Origin of the sequence: Psychromonas sp. L1A2 (assembly GCF_009828855.1) — a bacterium.
In the GTDB taxonomy this organism is placed as follows: domain Bacteria; phylum Pseudomonadota; class Gammaproteobacteria; order Enterobacterales; family Psychromonadaceae; genus Psychromonas.
In genome coordinates this window covers 919609-939371 of the sequence record NZ_WUAG01000002.1, presented here as the reverse complement: position 1 = coordinate 939371, position 19763 = coordinate 919609, and the positions used below count along the sequence as shown (strand labels likewise).

Sequence of the window (19763 nt, the reverse complement as noted above, 5' to 3'; positions counted from 1 at the left end):
TATGACTGAAGAAGTTCAAAAAAAGAGATGGTATGTCGTTCAAGCCTTTTCTGGCTATGAAGGCCGTGTTCAAAAAACATTGTTAGAGCACATCCGTTTAAATGAAATGGAAGAGCACTTTGGCGAAATCTTAGTACCTACTGAAGAAGTTGTTGAAATGCGCGCTGGACAAAAACGTAAGAGTGAACGTAAGTTCTTCCCTGGTTACGTTTTAGTTGAAATGGCTATGAATGATGATAGCTGGCATTTAGTTAAAAGTATTGACCGTGTTATGGGCTTTATTGGCGGCACTAAAGAACGTCCAGCTCCTATCTCTCAAAAAGAAGTGGATAACATTCTTAACCGTTTACAAGAGTCTCACGATACACCACGTCCTCGTACATTGTTTGAAGCGGGTGAAATGGTTCGTGTTACTGATGGTCCATTTGCAGACTTCTCTGGTACTGTTGAAGAAGTTGACTACGATAAGAGCCGCTTAAAAGTATCGGTTTCTATCTTTGGTCGTGCAACGCCAGTTGAACTTGAGTTCTCTCAGGTTGAAAAAGACTAGTTAACTAATAGCGAGTTCGCTTTGTTAGACTATTAAAAAAGCCAATAAGGTCATCTTATTGGCTTTTTTGTTTTCAACGGGTGTAATAAATTTAAATTTGACTAAAAAAACAACAAAAGACCTTGTGAAGCAGGCGACGTTACAGTTATAATTCGCCGCCCATTTTATTTGTTATTTTATTTTAAGGTAATAAAGATAATTGGTTCTAATAGGCTGCAATAAGGCAGTCACTTACGTATTAACTGGGAAGCTGATTTTTCAGCGTTATACCCAAATAAAGGTAATATATCATGGCTAAGAAAGTAACCGCATATATCAAGCTGCAAGTTTCAGCTGGTATGGCAAACCCGTCACCACCAGTTGGTCCTGCACTTGGTCAACACGGTGTTAACATCATGGAATTCTGTAAAGCATTCAATGCAAAAACAGAAGCTCAAGAAAAAGGCGCGCCAGTTCCTGTAGTAATTACAGTATATGCTGACCGTTCTTTTACATTCGAAACTAAGACTCCACCTGCATCTTACTTACTTAAGAAAGCTGCTGGCATCAAATCTGGTTCTGCTGTACCTAATAAAGACAAAGTAGGTAAAGTAACAGTTGCTCAACTTGAAGAAATCGCTAAAGCGAAAGAAGTTGATTTAACGGGTGCCGATCTTGAAGCGATGGTACGTTGTATTGCGGGTTCTGCTCGTTCTATGGGTCTGGAAGTAGAGGGTTAATACAATGGCTAAATTATCTAAACGCATGACAGCTATACGCGCTGAAGTTGACGCAACTAAAGAATACGATATCAATGAAGCAGTAGCACTTTTACAAAAGTTCGCGACAGCTAAATTCAGCGAAAGCATTGATGTTGCCGTTAACCTAGGTGTTGATCCTCGTCGTAGTGATCAAAACGTACGTGGCGCAACTGTATTACCACACGGTACTGGACGTGAAGTTCGTGTTGCTGTATTTACACAAGGCGCTAACGCAGAAGCTGCTCTAGCTGCTGGTGCGGATATCGTTGGTATGGACGATCTTGCTGCTAAAGTTAAAGCTGGCGAAATGGACTTTGACGTTGTAATTGCATCACCAGACGCTATGCGTGTTGTTGGTCAATTAGGTCAAATCTTAGGTCCACGTGGTCTAATGCCTAACCCGAAAGTTGGTACTGTTACACCTAACGTTGCTGAAGCAGTTAAAAATGCTAAAGCGGGTCAGGTTCGTTACCGTAACGACAAGAATGGTATTATCCATTCTACAATCGGTAAAGCGACATTTACTGCTGAACAAATTAAAGAAAACCTAGAAGCTTTGATTATTGCTCTTAAAAAAGCAAAACCATCTGGCGCTAAAGGTCAATTTATCAAGAAAGTTTCTCTATCTACAACTATGGGTGCAGGTCTGAAAGTTGACCAAGCAACTCTAGTTACTGTAGTAGCGTAATTTTTTGTAGTCATTTGGTGATTAATCATCAAGTGACTATACAAGGTTGCATATTGTTTGTATAATATGCGACCTTACTTTGGAGGGCCTTAGGTCTCTTCTTAGACCGTAGGTGTTAAATTTTTTGATTTAACTTAATTTCCTGCGTAGACGGTACCGGACCCCAGAAAGATTATTCTACTGGATCCGTAACCAAAAATAGTGCCTCATCATTAGATGGGGGTGTTTATCTAGGGTAAAACCTAGTGGAATCCAGGAGTAAAACCAAATGGCATTAAGACTCGAAGACAAACAAGCTATTGTTGCTGAAGTCAACGAAGCTGCTAAAGGCGCTCTGTCTGCTGTAACTGCCGATTCACGCGGTGTAACAGTAGGTGCAATGACTGAACTTCGTGCAAAAGCACGTGCAAACGGTGTATTTTTACGAGTTATTCGTAACACACTAGCACGTCGTGCAGTTGAAGGTACTGACTTTGCATGTCTGGCAGATACGTTTACAGGTCCTACTATCCTTGCTTTTTCAAACGAACATCCAGGTGCAGCAGCACGTCTTTTAAAAGACTTTGCTAAAGCTAATGAATCGTTTGAAATTAAAGGGCTAGCATTTGAGGGTGAATTCATTGAAGCCGCTCAAATCGACCGTTTAGCGACATTACCAACATACGACGAAGCAATTGCGAAACTGATGGCTACTATCAAAGAAGCTGCAGCGGGCAAACTTGTACGTACTCTGGCTGCTATTCGCGACCAGAAAGAAGAATCTGCAGCGTAATTGCTGTAATACCATTTTATAATCTATATATAGGAATTGACTCATGTCTCTTACTAAAGACCAAATCATTGATGCTGTTGCAGAACTATCTGTAATGGAAGTTGTTGAACTAATCGAAGCAATGGAAGAAAAATTCGGCGTATCTGCTGCTGTTGCTGCTGCCGGTCCTGCTGCTGCAGGCGAAGCTGCTGCTGAGCAAACTGAATTCAACCTAGTACTTACTGCTTTCGGTGAGAACAAAGTTAAAGCAATCAAAGCTGTACGTGCTATCACAGGTCTAGGCCTTAAAGAAGCTAAAGAAGCTGTTGAATCTTGTCCTGCTGTTCTTAAAGAAGGCATTTCTAAAGACGAAGCTGAAGCTTTCCAAAAAGAGCTTGCTGAAATCGGTGCAACTGCTGAACTTAAATAAGTTAGTTTTTCTAACTTAATAGCTATGCAAATAGCTTTGGCTGGTGATTTTTTAATCACCGGCCTTTTTGCGCTATAGGATACCGTGATTTTTCATTATTTTTTACGGTCATCGGACGCTTAAGGTGATGTTATTGCCGTATTGCTTCAAACGATAAAGTCAGCGAAATAAGCTGCGCCTCAAAAGTAGGTTCAACCTGAAGTAGTACTGACAGTTAAAATATCATTAACACCAAAATAATGTGCCGCCGTTGTCATACATCAGATTCAAACCAAGTGAGACAACTATGACCAATTTTATCAGCGAGCAAAGGAACCACATGGGTTACTCTTATACTGAGAAAAAACGTATTCGTAAGGATTTTGGGAAACGTCCACAAGTGATGGAAAAACCATACTTGTTGGAAATTCAACTAGATTCATTCAAACGATTCATTGAAGTCGATTTAACTGGAGAGGTAGGTCTAGAAGCTGCTTTTAACAGTATCTTCCCTATCGCTAGTTATTCAGGTACCTCGGAACTACAATATGTAAGTTACCGTTTAGGCGAGCCTGTTTTTGATGTGAAAGAATGCCAAATCCGCGGAGTAACTTACTCTGCTTCTTTACGTGTTAAATTACGTCTTGTTATCTATGATCGTGATGCGCCAGCAGGCACGGTTAAAGATATCCGTGAACAAGAAGTTTACATGGGTGAAATGCCACTCATGACAGAAAACGGTACCTTTGTTATCAATGGTACAGAGCGTGTTATTGTTTCTCAATTACATCGTTCTCCTGGTGTTTTCTTTGACCATGATAAAGGTAAGACACACAGTTCGGGTAAAGTGTTATATAACGCACGTGTTATCCCTTACCGTGGTTCTTGGTTAGATTTTGAATTTGACCCTAAAGACAACTTATTTGTTCGTATTGACCGTCGTCGTAAATTACCAGCGACTATCATGTTACGTGCACTTGAGTACACGACTGAACAAATCCTAGATATCTTCTTTGATACAACTGAGTTTGTTGTTAAAGATGGTGTTATCACAATGGCATTGATTGCAGACCGTTTACGCGGTGAGCAGTTCAACTTTGACATCGTGAGCAAAGGTACTACTTATGTTGAATCTGGCAAGCGTATTACTGCTCGTCATATCCGTCAACTTGAGAAAGATGGCGTTAAGCTGCTTGAAGTACCGTTTGAATATTTAGAAGGTAAAGTATCAGCTAAAGATTACATCAGCAGCGAAACTGGTGAAATCATTGTTAATGCAAATGATATCTTTACACTTGAATTATTAGCTGAGCTTGCACAGTCAGGTATTAAAAAATTCGAAGCAATCTACAGCAATGAATTAGATTGTGGTTCATTTATATCAGACACATTACGTGTTGATTCTTCAACTAACCGTTTAGAAGCGTTAGTAGAAATCTACCGTATGATGCGTCCTGGTGAGCCACCAACTAAAGATGCAGCTGAAGGCCTATTCCAAAACCTATTCTTCGCAGAAGAACGTTACGACTTATCTAAAGTGGGTCGTATGAAGTTCAACCGTCGTGTTGGTATTGATGGTGATGAAGGTCCAGGTATTTTATCTAAAGACGATATCTTAAGTGTAATGAAAACACTGATTGATATTCGTAACGGTAATGGTGAAGTAGATGATATCGATCATCTTGGTAACCGTCGTATCCGTTGTGTAGGTGAAATGGCAGAAAACCAATTCCGTGTTGGTTTAGTACGTGTTGAACGTGCTGTTAAAGAGCGTCTATCTTTAGGCGACCTTGATGCAACTATGCCGCAAGATCTGATCAATGCAAAACCTATTTCAGCTGCTGTTAAAGAGTTCTTTGGTTCTTCACAACTGTCTCAGTTTATGGATCAAAATAACCCGTTATCAGAAGTAACACACAAACGTCGTATCTCTGCATTAGGTCCTGGTGGTCTAACTCGTGAGCGTGCTGGCTTTGAAGTACGTGACGTTCACGCAACTCACTACGGTCGTTTATGTCCAATCGAAACACCAGAGGGACCAAACATCGGTCTTATTAACTCGTTAGCAACGTTCTCACGTACTAACAGTTACGGTTTCTTGGAAACGCCTTACCGTAAAGTTATTGATGGTAAACCTTCTGATACAGTTGAATATTTATCTGCTATCGAAGAGGGTACTTTCGTTATCGCACAGGCTTCTGCTAACGTTGACGAAAATGGTCTATTGAATGAAGAGATGATCCCTTGTCGCCATAAAGGTGAAACTACCTTTATGGGACCAAATGACATCGATTACATGGATGTGTCACCACAACAGATCATTTCTGTTGCTGCGTCACTTATCCCGTTCTTAGAACATGATGATGCTAACCGTGCCTTAATGGGTGCGAACATGCAACGTCAAGCGGTTCCTACCTTACGTGCTGATAAGCCATTAGTAGGTACTGGTATCGAGCGTCGTCTTGCTATTGACTCTGGTGTTACTATTATCGCGAAACGCGGTGGTGTAATCGATTATGTTGATGCATCTCGTATCGTTGTTAAAGTTGCTGATGATGAGTTACTTGCTGGTGAAGCGGGTATCGATATCTACAACTTAACGAAATACACGCGTTCAAATCAGAATACTTGTATTAACCAAAAACCAACGTGTAAACCTGGCGAGCCAATTGTTCGCGGTGACGTATTAGCAGATGGTCCATCTACTGATATGGGTGATTTAGCACTTGGTCAAAACATGAAGATTGCCTTCATGCCTTGGAATGGTTACAACTTTGAGGATTCAATCCTTATTTCTGAGCGTGTATCTCAAGAAGATCGTTTTACTACGATCCATATCCAAGAGTTCTCATGTATTGCACGTGAAACTAAATTGGGTACTGAAGAGATCACTGCCGATATCCCTAACGTTGGTGAATCTGCGTTAAGCAAGCTAGATGAGTCTGGTATTGTTTACGTTGGTGCTGAAGTTAAACCTGGTGATATCTTAGTAGGTAAAGTAACGCCAAAAGGCGAAACACAACTTACGCCAGAAGAAAAACTATTACGAGCTATCTTCGGTGAAAAAGCGTCTGATGTTAAAGACAGCTCTTTACGCGTAGCTAACTCAACTTACGCAACAGTAATTGACGTACAAGTCTTTACTCGTGACGGCGTTGAGAAAGATAAGCGTGCACTAGAAATTGAAGAGATGCAGTTGAAAGCAGCTAAGAAAGATTTAACTGAAAAGTTCAAGATCTTAGAAGAAGCTATCCATGAAAAAGCGTTGAAACTATTAGTTTCTGCTGGTCAAGAAGAAGCGCGTCTGCTACAGATGCCTAAAGCACAATGGTTTGACATCGTATTAAATGATGATGAAAAACAAACTTACTTAGACCAAATCAATGCGCAATACGATGAAGTTAAAGCAGACTACGATAAAGAGTTTGATATTAAACGTCGTAAGATTACACAAGGTGATGATTTAGCACCTGGCGTACAAAAAATTGTTAAGGTTTACCTTGCAGTACGTCGTCGTCTACAGCCTGGTGATAAAATGGCCGGCCGTCATGGTAACAAAGGTGTTATTTCAAACATCGTACCTGTAGAAGATATGCCTCACGATGAGTTTGGTGTTCCAGTTGATATCGTACTTAACCCATTGGGTGTACCATCACGTATGAACATCGGTCAGATCCTTGAGACACATCTAGGTCTAGCGTGTAAAGGTGTTGGTGAGAAACTAGAGCGTATGATCAAAGATCAACGTGAAGTAGAGATCAGCAAAGTACGTGAATTCGTACAAAAACTTTACTCGTTCGGTGATGCACCTTGTCATGTTGACTTAAATGACTTTGATGACGAAGCTGTATTACGTCTTGCTAAAAACCTCTATAAAGGTTTACCAGTAGCAACACCTGCATTTGATGGGGCTCACGAAAGTGAAATCCGTGAATTGTTACGTCTTGCTGACTTACCAGAGTCTGGTCAACTGCAATTAACTGATGGCCGTACCGGTATCGATTTTGAACGTAAAACGACGGTTGGTTACATGTACATGTTAAAACTGAATCACTTAGTTGATGACAAAATGCATGCGCGTTCAACAGGTTCTTACAGCTTGGTTACTCAGCAACCACTTGGTGGTAAAGCTCAGTTCGGTGGCCAGCGTTTCGGTGAGATGGAAGTATGGGCACTAGAAGCTTACGGTGCTGCTTACACACTTCAAGAAATGCTAACGGTTAAGTCGGATGATGTTAATGGTCGTACTAAGATGTATAAAAACATCGTAGACGGTGACCATAGAATGGAACCAGGCATGCCTGAATCATTCAACGTATTGTTGAAAGAGATCCGTTCATTAAGCATCAATATCGAGCTAGATGAATCGAACTAAAATTCGTTTTAGTTGAAAAATATGTGGCGTCTCGTTCCATTGAGACGCCTAGTTTTAACTCCTATGGGAGAGTAGCGTGAAAGACTTACTCAAGTTTTTAAAGCAACAAAATAAAACCAAAGAATTCGATGGTATTAAAATCGGTTTAGCATCACCTGAAATGATCCGTTCATGGTCTTTTGGTGAAGTTAAGAAACCTGAAACCATTAACTACCGTACCTTTAAACCTGAACGTGAAGGTTTATTCTGTGCACGTATCTTTGGTCCAATCAAAGATTACGAATGTTTATGTGGCAAATACAAACGCCTTAAACATCGTGGTGTTATTTGTGAAAAATGTGGTGTTGAGGTAACTCAAGCTAAAGTTCGTCGTGACCGTATGGGACACATCGAATTAGCATCACCTGTTGCACACATTTGGTTCCTTAAATCACTTCCGTCTCGTATCGGCTTAATGCTAGATATGACGTTACGTGATATTGAACGTATCCTATATTTTGAATCATTCGTGGTTGTTGAACCAGGTATGACTGATCTTGAGCGTGGCCAAATCCTTCTTGAAGAAGAATACTTGGACAACCTAGAGCAATGGGGCGATGAGTTTGACGCAATGATGGGCGCTGAAGCCGTTTTTGCACTACTTAAGCAACTTGATTTAGAGCACGAAATCAAAGGCATGCGTGAAGAGTTAGAAACAACTAATTCTGAAACTCGCCGTAAGAAATTGACTAAGCGTCTGAAGTTAGTGGAATCTTTCCACCAGTCTTCAAACAAACCAGAGTGGATGATCTTAACAGTACTTCCAGTACTACCACCTGATTTACGTCCTCTAGTACCACTAGATGGCGGACGTTTTGCTACTTCTGACCTAAATGACTTATACCGTCGTGTTATTAACCGTAATAACCGTCTAAAACGTCTTTTAGAGCTAGCTGCACCAGATATCATCGTACGTAACGAAAAACGTATGTTACAAGAATCTGTTGATGCGTTATTAGATAATGGTCGTCGTGGCCGAGCTATTACTGGTTCGAACAAACGTCCTCTAAAATCGCTTGCAGATATGATCAAAGGTAAGCAAGGTCGTTTCCGTCAAAACTTACTAGGTAAACGTGTAGATTATTCTGGTCGTTCTGTAATCACAGTAGGTCCAACTTTACGTTTACATCAATGTGGTCTTCCGAAGAAGATGGCATTAGAGCTATTCAAACCATTTGTATACGGTAAGTTAGAAGCATTAGGTCTTGCGACTACTATTAAAGCGGCTAAGAAATTAGTTGACCGTGAAGGTGGTGAAGTTTGGGACATCCTAGAAGGTGTTATCCGTGAACATCCAGTGCTACTTAACCGTGCACCAACACTTCACAGACTAGGTATCCAAGCATTTGAACCTGTATTAATCGAAGGTAAAGCGATTCAATTACATCCATTGGTTTGTGCGGCATACAACGCCGATTTCGATGGTGACCAAATGGCGGTACACGTACCGTTAACAATTGAAGCGCAGCTTGAAGCTCGTACGTTAATGATGTCTACGAATAATATCTTATCGCCTGCAAATGGTGAGCCGATTATCGTACCGTCACAAGACGTTGTATTAGGTTTGTACTACATGACTCGTACTCGCATTAATGCGCGTGGCGAAGGTATGTACTTCCTAAGTGCTAAAGAAGCTGAAAAAGCATACCGTGCTGGTGTTGTTGATCTACAAGCGATTGTTAAAGTACGTATGACTCAAGTTCATATTGCTGAAGACAAATCTCGTACATCGACTACTGAATTAGTTGAAACAACAATTGGTCGTGCGATCTTATCGTTAATCATGCCTGAAGGTCTTCCTTTTGAGCACGTTGATTTGAACATGGGCAAAAAAGCAATCTCTAACGTGTTGAATGCTTGTTACCGTTTACTAGGTATTAAAGACACGGTTATTTTTGCTGACCAATTAATGTATACAGGTTTTGAATACGCTACATTGTCAGGTGCTTCTGTTGGTATCGACGATATGGTTATTCCTGATGCTAAGAAAGTATTAGTTGAAGAAGCTGAAGCTGAAGTACTAGAAATCCAAGAGCAATTCCAAGCTGGTCTTGTTACTGCGGGTGAGCGTTACAATAAAGTTATCGATATTTGGGCAAGTGCGAATGAGCAAGTGGCTAAAGCGATGATGGAAAATCTGTCTAAAGAGACAGTTATTAACGCTAAAGGCGAAGAAGAAGTACAAGATTCGTTTAACAGCGTTTATATGATGGCCGATTCGGGTGCACGTGGTAGTGCCGCTCAGATTCGTCAGCTTGCTGGTATGCGTGGTCTGATGGCTAAACCAGATGGTTCAATCATCGAAACACCTATCGTCGCTAACTTCCGTGAAGGTCTAAACGTACTTCAGTACTTTATCTCGACGCATGGTGCACGTAAAGGTCTTGCCGATACCGCACTTAAAACAGCAAACTCGGGTTACCTAACTCGTCGTCTTGTTGATATTGCTCAAGATTTAGTTATTACTGAAGAAGATTGTGGTAGTACTGAAGGTCTATTAGTTACGCCATTGATTCAAGGTGGTGACGTTGTTGAACCACTTCGTGAACGTGTTCTAGGTCGTGTTGTTGCTCGTGACATCATTAAACCAGGTACTGATAACGAAGTATTAATCGCACGTAACGTATTACTTGATGAAAAATACTGTGACTTAATCGAAGAAGCGTCAGTTGACCAAGTATGGGTTCGCTCAGTAATTACTTGTAATACAGACTTTGGTGCTTGTGCACAATGTTACGGTCGTGATTTGGCTCGTGGACACATGGTTGGTCAAGGCGAAGCAGTTGGTGTTATGGCCGCTCAGTCTATCGGTGAACCTGGTACACAGTTAACGATGCGTACGTTCCACATCGGTGGTGCAGCATCTCGTTCTGCATCTGAAAACAGTATTCAAGTTAAAAATACGGGTAAAGTTAAATTACATAACGCTAAGTTCGTCATTAACTCTGATCAAAAAGTAGTTGTTATCTCTCGTTCTACTGAGTTAACCGTTATCGATGAATTAGGCCGTACGAAAGAGAATCACCGTCTACCTTATGGTGCTGTTCTTGATAAGCAAGATGGCGCAGCAATTACTGCTGGTGAAATCATCGCTAACTGGGACCCGCATACACATCCAATCATTACGGAAGTGGAAGGTAAGATCGAGTTCGTTGACTTCATTGAAGGCGTAACGATTAACAAACAAACTGATGAATTAACTGGTTTATCAAGTATTGTTGTTATCGATCCGGCTCAACGTCCATCTGCTGGTAAAGAGATGCGTCCAATGGCTAAACTAGTTGATGCTAAAGGTAATGATGTATTCATTCCAGGTACACAAGTTATCGCTCAGTATGCGCTTGCTGCAAATGCAATCGTAAGCCTAGAAGATGGTGCGCAAGTACGAGTTGGTGATGCGGTAGCCCGTATTCCACAAGAAAGCTCAAAAACTCGTGATATCACGGGTGGTCTACCTCGCGTAGCCGACTTATTTGAAGCTCGTACACCTAAAGACGCTGCGATCCTTGCAGAAGTTTCAGGTACATTAGCATTCGGTAAAGAGACTAAAGGTAAGCGTCGTCTTCTTATTACACAAGCTAATGGCGATGTGCATGAAGAGATGATTCAAAAATGGCGTCATCTAAACATCTTCGAAGGTGAGAAGATTGAAAAAGGTGAGGTTATTTCTGACGGTCCTGAGTCTCCTCATGACATTCTTCGTCTACGTGGTATTAGCCCAGTGGCTAACTACATCACAAACGAAGTACAAGAAGTATACCGTTTACAAGGTGTAAAAATTAATGATAAGCACATTGAAGTTATCGTTAACCAAATGCTGCGTAAATGTATCATTACTGATGCCGGCGATACGTCGTTCTTAGTGGGTGAGCAAGCTGAAGTTGTACGCGTTATCATTGAAAACCGTCGTCTTGAAGCTGAAGGCAAAAACGTTGCTAAGTTTGAATACCAGTTATTAGGTATTACTAAAGCATCGCTAGCAACTGAATCATTTATTTCAGCTGCATCTTTCCAAGAAACAACACGTGTTCTTACGGAAGCTGCTGTTGCAGGTAAATGTGACCAATTACATGGCTTGAAAGAGAATGTAATCGTTGGTCGCTTGATTCCAGCTGGTACTGGTTTTGCACATCACCGTACTCGTGCTGCAGCTAAAGCGAAAGAGCTTGAACCTGTAACTGAGCAACCAATCATTGACGTAGAAGCAGCTGAGCAAAACTTAGCTGACTTACTAAACGCCGTTGATTTTGGTGAGTAAGTAGTGAATATAAGCAATTAATTTTGCTTTAGAAAAAAGGTGCTTCGGCACCTTTTTTTATGCCTGAAATTTGAGTTTATTCGAGTTTGTACTTTGTGATTTGCTGTTTAAAGTCAAAAGCGGTCTACCACGAACACGAAGGGCGAAGTAAAAGTACTTAATAAAAAATAGTGAATAAAGTGCTTTTTGCTTAGCTTATTGTCTTTTCTTTATGTTCTTCGTGTAGCGGAGAACTTCGTGGTTATTTTGATATTTTCAAGTAAAAGGTCGATAATCGGAACTATGAAATTAAATTGTGTTGGTTGTCGCTTTTGTTATTCGAGTCCTGTTTTCAGCTTGCGGTATTTTGTCGCTTTTGTCATTAGGGGCGCATGCTTCAGCTTGCAGATCTTTTTTGTGTTGATTGTTGGATAGATTATTCAATTAATCATTCATGTTACAAAGATCAAAAAAGTAACCCCTAACACTAGAATCCCTGCAGGCTAAAGCCAGCGCCCCTAAGTCAAAAGCAGTTTACCACGAAGGTACGAAGGGTGAAGAAGGTTAGAGCAAAAGCGATTAATCATAAGTAATGAATTAGAGCTTTTCTTCGTGCCCTTCGTGGTTATTTTGGTGTTTTCAAGTAAAAGATCGATAATCAAAACTATTGATTTAAATTATGTTGTTTTAGGTGCGCATGGCGAATTAGGCGACAGCCTAGTGTCATGAGCGGAGGAGCTCTGCGAGTCCTGTTTTTAGCTTGCAGATCTTTTTTGTGTTGATTTTTAGATGGTGTACTCAATTCATAATTCATAATTCATAATTCTTTATTAGTGGTATAAAGATACAAACAATAAACCCTAACACCAGAACCCCTGCAGGCTAAAGCCAGCGCCCCAAAGTCAAAGACGGTTTACCACGAAGGGTGAAGAAGGGGAGAGCAAAAGTACTTAATAAAAAATAGTGAATAAAGTGCTTTTTGATTAGCTTTTACTCTTTTCTTCGTGCTCTTCGTGTAGCGTAGCGCTTCGTGGTTATTTTGGTATTTTCAAGTAAAAGGTCGATAATCGGAACTATGAAGTTAAATTGTGTCGGTTGTCGCTTTTGTTATTTGGGGCGTATGGCCAATTAGCCGACAGCCTAGTGTCATGAGCGGAGAAGCTATGCGAGTCCTGTTTGTAGCTTGCAGATCTTTTTTGTGTTGATTTTTAGATGGTGTACTCAATTCATAATTCATAATTCTTCATTAGTGGTATAAAGATACAAACAACAACCCCTAACCTCAGAACCCCTGCAGGCTAAAGCCAGCGCCCCAAAGTCAAAAGCGGTTTACCACGAAGGTACGAAGGGTGAAGAAGGTTAGAGCAAAAGCGATTAATCATAAGTAATGAATTAGAGCTTTTCTTCGTGCCCTTCGTGTAGCGTAGCGCTTCGTGGTTATTTTGGTGTTTTCAAGTCAAAGGTCGATAATCGGAACTATGAAGTTAAATTGTATGGTTGTCGCTTTTGTTATTTGGGGCGTATGGCCAATTAGCCGACAGCCTAGTGTCATGAGCGGAGAAGCTCTGCGAGTCCTGTTTTTAGCTTGCGGTTATATTTACTCGGGGCGCATGCTTTAGCTTGCAGATCTTTTTTGTGTTGATTTTTAGGTGGTGTGCTCAATTCATAATACTTCATTAGTGATACAAAGATACAAAGATACAAAAATAAAAACAACAACCCCTAACCCCAAAGCCTCTGCAAGCTAAAGCCAGCGCCCCAAAGTCAAAAGCGGTTTACCACGAAGGTACGAAGGTACGAAGGGTGAAGAAGGTTAGAGCAAAAACGATTAATAACAGATAATGGCTTATAGTTTTTCTTTCGTGTCCTTCGTGTAGCGTAGCGCTTCGTGGTTATTTTGGTGTTTTCAAGTAAAAGATCGATAATCGGAACTATGAAGTTAAATTGTGTCGGTTGTCGCTTTTGTTATTTGGGGCGTATGGCCAATTAGCCGACAGCCTAGTGTCATGAGCGGAGAAGCTCTGCGAGTCCTGTTTTTAGCTTGCGGTTATATTTACTCGGGGCGCATGCTTTAGCTTGCAGATCTTTTTTGTGTTGATTTTTAGATGGTGTACTCAATTCATAATTCTTCATTAGTGATACAAAGATACAAAGATACAAAGATACAAATATTAAAAGAATAAACCACAACACCAAAATCTCTGCAGGCTAAAGCCAGCGCCCCAAATTCAAAAGCGGTTTACCATGAAGGTACGAAGGGTGAAGAAGGTTAGAGTAAAAACGATTAATAACAGCTAATGGCTTATAGCTTTTCTTTCGTGTCCTTCGTGTAGCGCAGCGCTTCGTGGTTATTTTTGTGTTGATTTTTAGATGGTGTACTCAATTCATAATTCTTCATTAGTGATACAAAGATACAAATATTAAAAGAATAAACCACAACACCAAAATCTCTGCAGGCTAAAGCCAGCGCCCCAAATTCAAAAGCGGTTTACCATGAAGGTACGAAGGGTGAAGAAGGTTAGAGTAAAAGCGGTTAATAACAGGTAATGGATTATAGTTTTTCTTAGTGTCCTTCGTGTAGCGCAGCGTTTTGTGGTTATTTTGGTGTTGATTTTTAGGTGGTGTACTCAATTCATAATTCTTCATTAGTGATACAAAGATACAAAGATACAAAGATTAAAACAATAACCACAACACCAAAATCTCTGCAGACTAAAGTCAACACCCCAAATTCAAAAGCGGTTTATCGCGAAGGGTGAGAAAGGTTAGAATAAAAGCGGTTAATAACAGATAATGGATTATAGCTTTTCTTCGTGTCCTTCGTGTAACGTAGCGCTTCGTGGTTATTTTGGTGTTTTCAAGTAAAAGGTCGATAATCGGACCTATGAAGTTAAATTGTATTGATTGTTGTATGGGTTAATCAATCAATTAATCATTTGTTGTGCAAAGACCAAAACAATAAACCCTAACCCCAAAATCCCTGCAGGCTAAAGCCAGTGCGCCGAAGTTCAAGAGACTAGAGTCGATTTCTAAGTTTTTTCTTATTTCACGTTGTTTTTATTTTGCTTCTACTTCAATATACAGTCTCAAATTTAACTGATTAGGATAAGCCTTAAATGACAACTAAAAAAATTATTAGTACAGAACAATCGCCATCAGCAATTGGTCCATATTCTCAAGCTAATCAATTCGGTGATATGATTTTTACTTCTGGCCAAATTCCATTAAACCCAGAAACAATGGAAATTGTTGAAGGTGGCGTTGCAGAACAAACTGAGCAAGTAATGAAAAATTTATTTGCTGTTCTAGAAGCAGCTGGTGCAACTGGCGAAACAGTAGTGAAAACAACTTGTTTTATTAAAGATATGAATGACTTTGTTGCTTTCAATGAAGTTTACGGTAAATATTTTGCAACATTAGCACCTGCTCGTTCATGTGTTGAAGTTGCTCGTTTACCAAAAGATGTATTAGTTGAAGTTGAAGCTGTTGCATTTGTAGCGTCTAAATAAATTCAATTTAGACTATAAGGTTAATAATGTCTGACCATCAAGTAACAAAATTTACACTCTTAGTGACTGGCAACCCAGCAAGTCAGCAAAGTGCCTCTAGTGCATACCAATTTTGCTTTGCAGCGTTAAAAGCAGGGCACAAAGTTAGTGGCGTATTTTTTTATCTTGATGGTGTATTGACGGCAAGTAACCTGATTAGCCCAGCAACCGATGAAGTTAATTTACCGGATTTATGGGCTGATTTAGCTAAAGAATATCAATTTCCATTAGAGGTTTGCGTTTCTGCTTCTTTACGTCGTGGGATTGTTAATCAACAGGAAGCTGAACAATTAGCACTTTCCAATTATAATCTTAAATCACCTTTTGTATTAAGTGGGTTAGGTCAGTTAGCTGAGTTGTCAGCCAATTGTGACCGTCTGGTACAATTTTAGGTTGGTGAAACTTTAGGATATGAGCATGGAAAAGAAGATTGGTATTGTAAATCGACGTGCACCGCATGGAACTACTCATGCACGTGAAGCGTTAGATCTGAGTTTGGCTCTTTCTGCGTTTAATGAATCTTTAAGCCTTTTTTTTATTGGTGATGGCGTCTATCAATTGCTTGCCAAGCATCAAGCTGATTTGATTCTGCAAAAAGATTTTCAACCTATGTTACAAATGCTTGAGCTTTATGATGTTGAACAAATTTATGTTTGTCAGCAATCACTTTCTATAAGAAATATTTCGGTAGAACAATTAGTTATTAAAACTACACTGCTAAGTACCGATGAAATAAATTCACAGCTTGCTATGCAAGATCAATTGTTGAGTTTTTAAATGATATTACATACGGTTAATAGCTCCCCATTAAGTACTTTTGCGCTACATGATTGTTTAAAGCAAATCGCTGATAATGATATATTGTTATTGATAAACGATGCAGTGATAGCAACGAGTGCGACTATCGAACAAAAAGCAACTCTACTAAAGCTGCATGAGAGTAAGCGTTTGTTTGTTTTACAAGATGATCTCGAGGCGCGTGGCTTAATGGCTAATGTAGGTCAAATAATCGATTATCCTGCTTTTGTGGATTTAACGATTCAATGTAAAAGCCAATTAGCTTGGTAATAAGCACTTTTTAGTTAATATTAGTTTTCCTTAAATCTCGCCACTTTGAATACTATTACCTTTACATCTTGATCTCTTTAACGTGGTTAACTAAATACCTGCGTTTTATCTTTGTTGTTTTGTGAGCAAAAACACAATTGCCTATTTATTGACTCGCCTTTCTATTAAGCGTAAACTCTTGCGACCCTAATCTTTAGGGCTTGATTTTTCACACACACATTAGGAGCTATTTAACAATGGCAACAATTTCACAATTGGTACGCAAACCGCGTAAGGACAAAGTTCAAAAAACTAACGTTCCTGCGCTAGAAGCGTGTCCTCAAAAACGTGGTGTATGTACTCGTGTATATACTACTACACCAAAAAAACCTAACTCGGCAATGCGTAAAGTTGCTCGTGTACGTCTAACTAACGGTTTCGAAGTAACTTCGTACATCGGTGGTGAAGGCCATAACTTGCAAGAGCATAGTGTAATCTTGATCCGCGGCGGTCGTGTAAAAGATTTACCGGGTGTTCGTTACCATACAATTCGTGGTGCACTTGATACTTCAGGTGTTGCAGCACGTCGTAACGGTCGTTCTAAGTACGGTGCTAAAAAGCCTAAATCTTAATACTTTCCGTAAGTAAGGCCAAACAAACACTATTTAATTTTAATATGTTTTGGGTAAAATCCTGAAGCGCACGGAGATAATAAGATGCCAAGAAGACGCGTCGTAGCTACTCGTAAAGTACTACCAGATCCTAAGTTTGGATCAGAAGTTCTAACAAAATTCGTTAACGTAGTAATGGTTGACGGAAAAAAATCTATCGCAGAAAAAATCGTTTATGGTGCATTAGCATCAGCAGCTGAAAAAAGCGGTAAAGACCCAATGGAACTTTTTGAAGTTTCATTAGAAAACATCCGCCCAAGCGTCGAAGTTAAATCTCGCCGTGTTGGTGGTTCAACATACCAAGTCCCTGTAGAAGTTCGCCCTTCTCGTCGTAATGCGTTAGCAATGCGTTGGTTAGTTGAAGCTTCTCGTAAGCGTGGTGAAAAATCAATGGCATTACGTCTAGCTGGTGAGCTAGTTGATGCAGCAGATAACAAAGGTTCAGCGGTTAAGAAACGTGAAGACGTTCACCGTATGGCTGATGCAAACAAAGCGTTTGCTCACTACCGTTGGTAGAAAAATATTAGCACAGGCTTTTGCTTGTGCTTTTTCGTTTCTATTTGCACAAAGCTTTATTTAAGAAGGACATTGCATTGTCACGTACAACTCCCATTGAGCGTTACCGTAATATCGGTATTGTCGCTCATGTCGATGCAGGTAAAACTACTACTACAGAGCGTGTATTGTTCTACACTGGCGTATCTCACCGAATTGGTGAAGTACATGATGGTGCAGCAACAATGGACTGGATGGAGCAGGAGCAGGAACGTGGTATTACTATCACATCCGCTGCGACTACTACTTTCTGGCAGGGCATGCAAAACCAGTATGAGCAACACCGCATCAATATCATCGATACCCCTGGACATGTAGACTTCACTATTGAAGTTGAACGTTCATTACGTGTGTTAGATGGTGCTGTAGTTGTATTTTGTGGCTCGTCAGGTGTAGAACCTCAATCAGAAACTGTTTGGCGTCAAGCTAATAAATACCACGTTCCGCGTATTGTATTTGTTAACAAGATGGATAGAACAGGCGCTGATTTTGAATCTGTACTTGAGCAAATTCGAACTCGCTTAGGCGCTACTTGTGTTCCTATTCATCTGAATATTGGAACAGAAGAAAACTTTCGCGGAGTTATCGACCTCATTAAAATGAAAGCGATTGATTGGAACGATGCAGATCAAGGAATGACATTTAAATATGATGACATTCCTGCTGAACTATTAGAACACGCGCAAGTTTTGCACGAAGAACTAGTAGAAGCAGCTGCAGAAGCAAATGATGAACTAATGGAAAAATACCTTGAAGAAGGTGAGCTTTCAGAAGAAGAAGTCAAAGCAGGTTTACGTATTCGTACGTTAAATAACGAGATCGTCCTAGCAACGTGTGGCAGCGCCTTTAAAAATAAAGGTGTGCAAGCAGTGTTAGATGCGGTAATCGATTATTTACCTTCTCCAGTGGAAGTTGAAGCGATTAAAGCTATCAATGGACACAATGATCAAGAGATTGAATGTCCTGCTTCAGATGATGCACCATTTGCTGCACTTGCATTTAAAGTTGCTACTGACCCATTCGTGGGTACGTTAACCTTTATGCGAGTTTACTCCGGCGTAGTTAAGGCTGGTGAACAAGTTTTTATTCCTATTAAAGGCAAAAAAGAGCGTTTAGGACGTATCGTACAGATGCATGCTAACGAACGTAAGGAAGTCAAAGAAGTTCGCGCCGGTGACATCGCCGCCGTGATCGGTCTTAAAGACGTCACTACAGGGGATACGCTTTGTGTTGCTGGACAGAATATTATTCTTGAGCGTATGGATTTCCCTGAACCGGTTATTCAAATTGCGGTTGAGCCTAAAACCAAGGCCGACCAAGATAAATTAGCGCTAGCACTAGAAAAACTATCTGCTGAAGATCCTTCATTTCGTGTTGAAACGAATGAAGAGTCTGGACAAATACTGATCTCTGGTATGGGTGAACTTCACCTAGATATTATAGTCGATCGTATGCGTCGTGAGTTTTCTGTTAACTGTAACGTGGGTAATCCTCAAGTTGCATACCGTGAAACCATCCGTAAAACGGTTGAGGTTGAAGGTAAATTTATTCGTCAAGGCGAAGGACCTAGCCATTATGGCCATGTCCAACTAAGATTAGAACCGCTGGAAAGTGGTGCTGGTTTTGAATTTGTGAATGAAATGGCTGCGAATGTTTTCCCTAAAGAATACATTCCAGCGGTGAGCAAAGGCTGTGAAGAACAAATGAACCAAGGTGTGCTTGCTGGGTACCCAATGCTTGACGTACGAGTCACTTTACTAAATGGTTCTTACCATGAGGTTGACTCTAGCGAAATGGCATTTAAAATTGCTGGTATGATGGGTTTTAGAGATGGGGCATTAAAAGCTGATGCAACAATTCTTGAACCTGTGATGAAAGTGGAAGTAACTACTCCAGAAGATTGGATGGGCACTGTTGTTGGCGATCTTAATAGTCGTCGTGGTATTATAGATGGAATGGACGATGGCCCTGGTGGCGTTAAGATCGTACATGCTAAAGTACCGCTGTCTGAAATGTTCGGTTATGCAACCGCAGTTCGTTCAGCAACGCAAGGTCGTGCATCTTATTCGATGGAGTTTTTAGAATATGCCGATGCGCCTAAAAAAATTGCTAACGCAATTATTGAAGCGAAATAAAAAATAAATTAAACTAAC

14 protein-coding genes are annotated in these 19763 nt (G+C 40.3%); all 14 read left to right on the top strand.

What is annotated here, in order from left to right:
- Window position 1: 1 nt before the first annotated feature.
- The 14 genes from nusG to fusA all read left to right on the top strand — a co-directional run bounded on the left by nusG (window position 2) and on the right by fusA (window position 19745).
- Window positions 2-550 carry a transcription termination/antitermination protein NusG gene (gene nusG, locus GQR59_RS14490; protein WP_160063849.1) on the top strand — a complete coding sequence of 183 codons (549 nt, stop codon included), beginning with the start codon at window positions 2-4 and terminating at the stop codon, window positions 548-550.
- Between the two features lie 290 nt (window positions 551-840).
- Window positions 841-1269, top strand: a complete 429-nt coding sequence (rplK, locus tag GQR59_RS14485; protein WP_113818378.1) for a 50S ribosomal protein L11 — start codon at window positions 841-843, stop codon at window positions 1267-1269.
- Window positions 1270-1273: 4 nt separating this feature from the next.
- A complete protein-coding gene (gene rplA, locus GQR59_RS14480; RefSeq protein WP_025565260.1) occupies window positions 1274-1978 on the top strand; it encodes a 50S ribosomal protein L1 in 705 nt (234 codons plus the stop codon).
- A gap of 268 nt (window positions 1979-2246) precedes the next feature.
- Complete coding sequence (rplJ, locus tag GQR59_RS14475) at window positions 2247-2750, top strand: 50S ribosomal protein L10 (protein WP_025565259.1); 504 nt, start codon at window positions 2247-2249, stop codon at window positions 2748-2750.
- A 43-nt stretch (window positions 2751-2793) separates the two neighbouring features.
- Window positions 2794-3159 carry a 50S ribosomal protein L7/L12 gene (gene rplL, locus GQR59_RS14470; protein WP_025565258.1) on the top strand — a complete coding sequence of 122 codons (366 nt, stop codon included), beginning with the start codon at window positions 2794-2796 and terminating at the stop codon, window positions 3157-3159.
- 319 nt (window positions 3160-3478) lie between these two features.
- Window positions 3479-7513 (top strand): DNA-directed RNA polymerase subunit beta, encoded by a 4035-nt coding sequence (gene rpoB / locus GQR59_RS14465; RefSeq protein ID WP_160063847.1) that lies wholly within the window; start codon window positions 3479-3481, stop codon window positions 7511-7513.
- Window positions 7514-7589: 76 nt separating this feature from the next.
- Window positions 7590-11810, top strand: a complete 4221-nt coding sequence (gene rpoC, locus GQR59_RS14460; protein ID WP_160063845.1) for a DNA-directed RNA polymerase subunit beta' — start codon at window positions 7590-7592, stop codon at window positions 11808-11810.
- 3095 nt (window positions 11811-14905) lie between these two features.
- Window positions 14906-15298: a RidA family protein gene (locus GQR59_RS14455; RefSeq protein WP_160063843.1), complete on the top strand. Its 393-nt coding sequence runs from the start codon at window positions 14906-14908 to the stop codon at window positions 15296-15298.
- A 26-nt stretch (window positions 15299-15324) separates the two neighbouring features.
- Entirely contained in the window at window positions 15325-15729 is a 405-nt protein-coding gene (tusD, locus tag GQR59_RS14450) for a sulfurtransferase complex subunit TusD (protein ID WP_160063841.1), read from the top strand.
- A gap of 25 nt (window positions 15730-15754) precedes the next feature.
- Window positions 15755-16114, top strand: a complete 360-nt coding sequence (tusC, locus tag GQR59_RS14445; RefSeq protein ID WP_160063839.1) for a sulfurtransferase complex subunit TusC — start codon at window positions 15755-15757, stop codon at window positions 16112-16114.
- On the top strand, window positions 16115-16405 hold the full coding sequence (gene tusB, locus GQR59_RS14440) for a sulfurtransferase complex subunit TusB (protein ID WP_160063837.1): 291 nt from the start codon (window positions 16115-16117) through the stop codon (window positions 16403-16405).
- A gap of 236 nt (window positions 16406-16641) precedes the next feature.
- Window positions 16642-17016, top strand: a complete 375-nt coding sequence (rpsL, locus tag GQR59_RS14435) for a 30S ribosomal protein S12 (protein WP_025565709.1) — start codon at window positions 16642-16644, stop codon at window positions 17014-17016.
- A gap of 84 nt (window positions 17017-17100) precedes the next feature.
- The gene (gene rpsG / locus GQR59_RS14430) at window positions 17101-17571 is read left to right on the top strand and encodes a 30S ribosomal protein S7 (RefSeq protein WP_160063835.1); all 471 of its coding nucleotides are present in this window, start codon (window positions 17101-17103) and stop codon (window positions 17569-17571) included.
- 77 nt (window positions 17572-17648) lie between these two features.
- On the top strand, window positions 17649-19745 hold the full coding sequence (gene fusA / locus GQR59_RS14425; RefSeq protein WP_160063833.1) for an elongation factor G: 2097 nt from the start codon (window positions 17649-17651) through the stop codon (window positions 19743-19745).
- The last annotated feature ends 18 nt before the right edge of the window (window positions 19746-19763 follow it).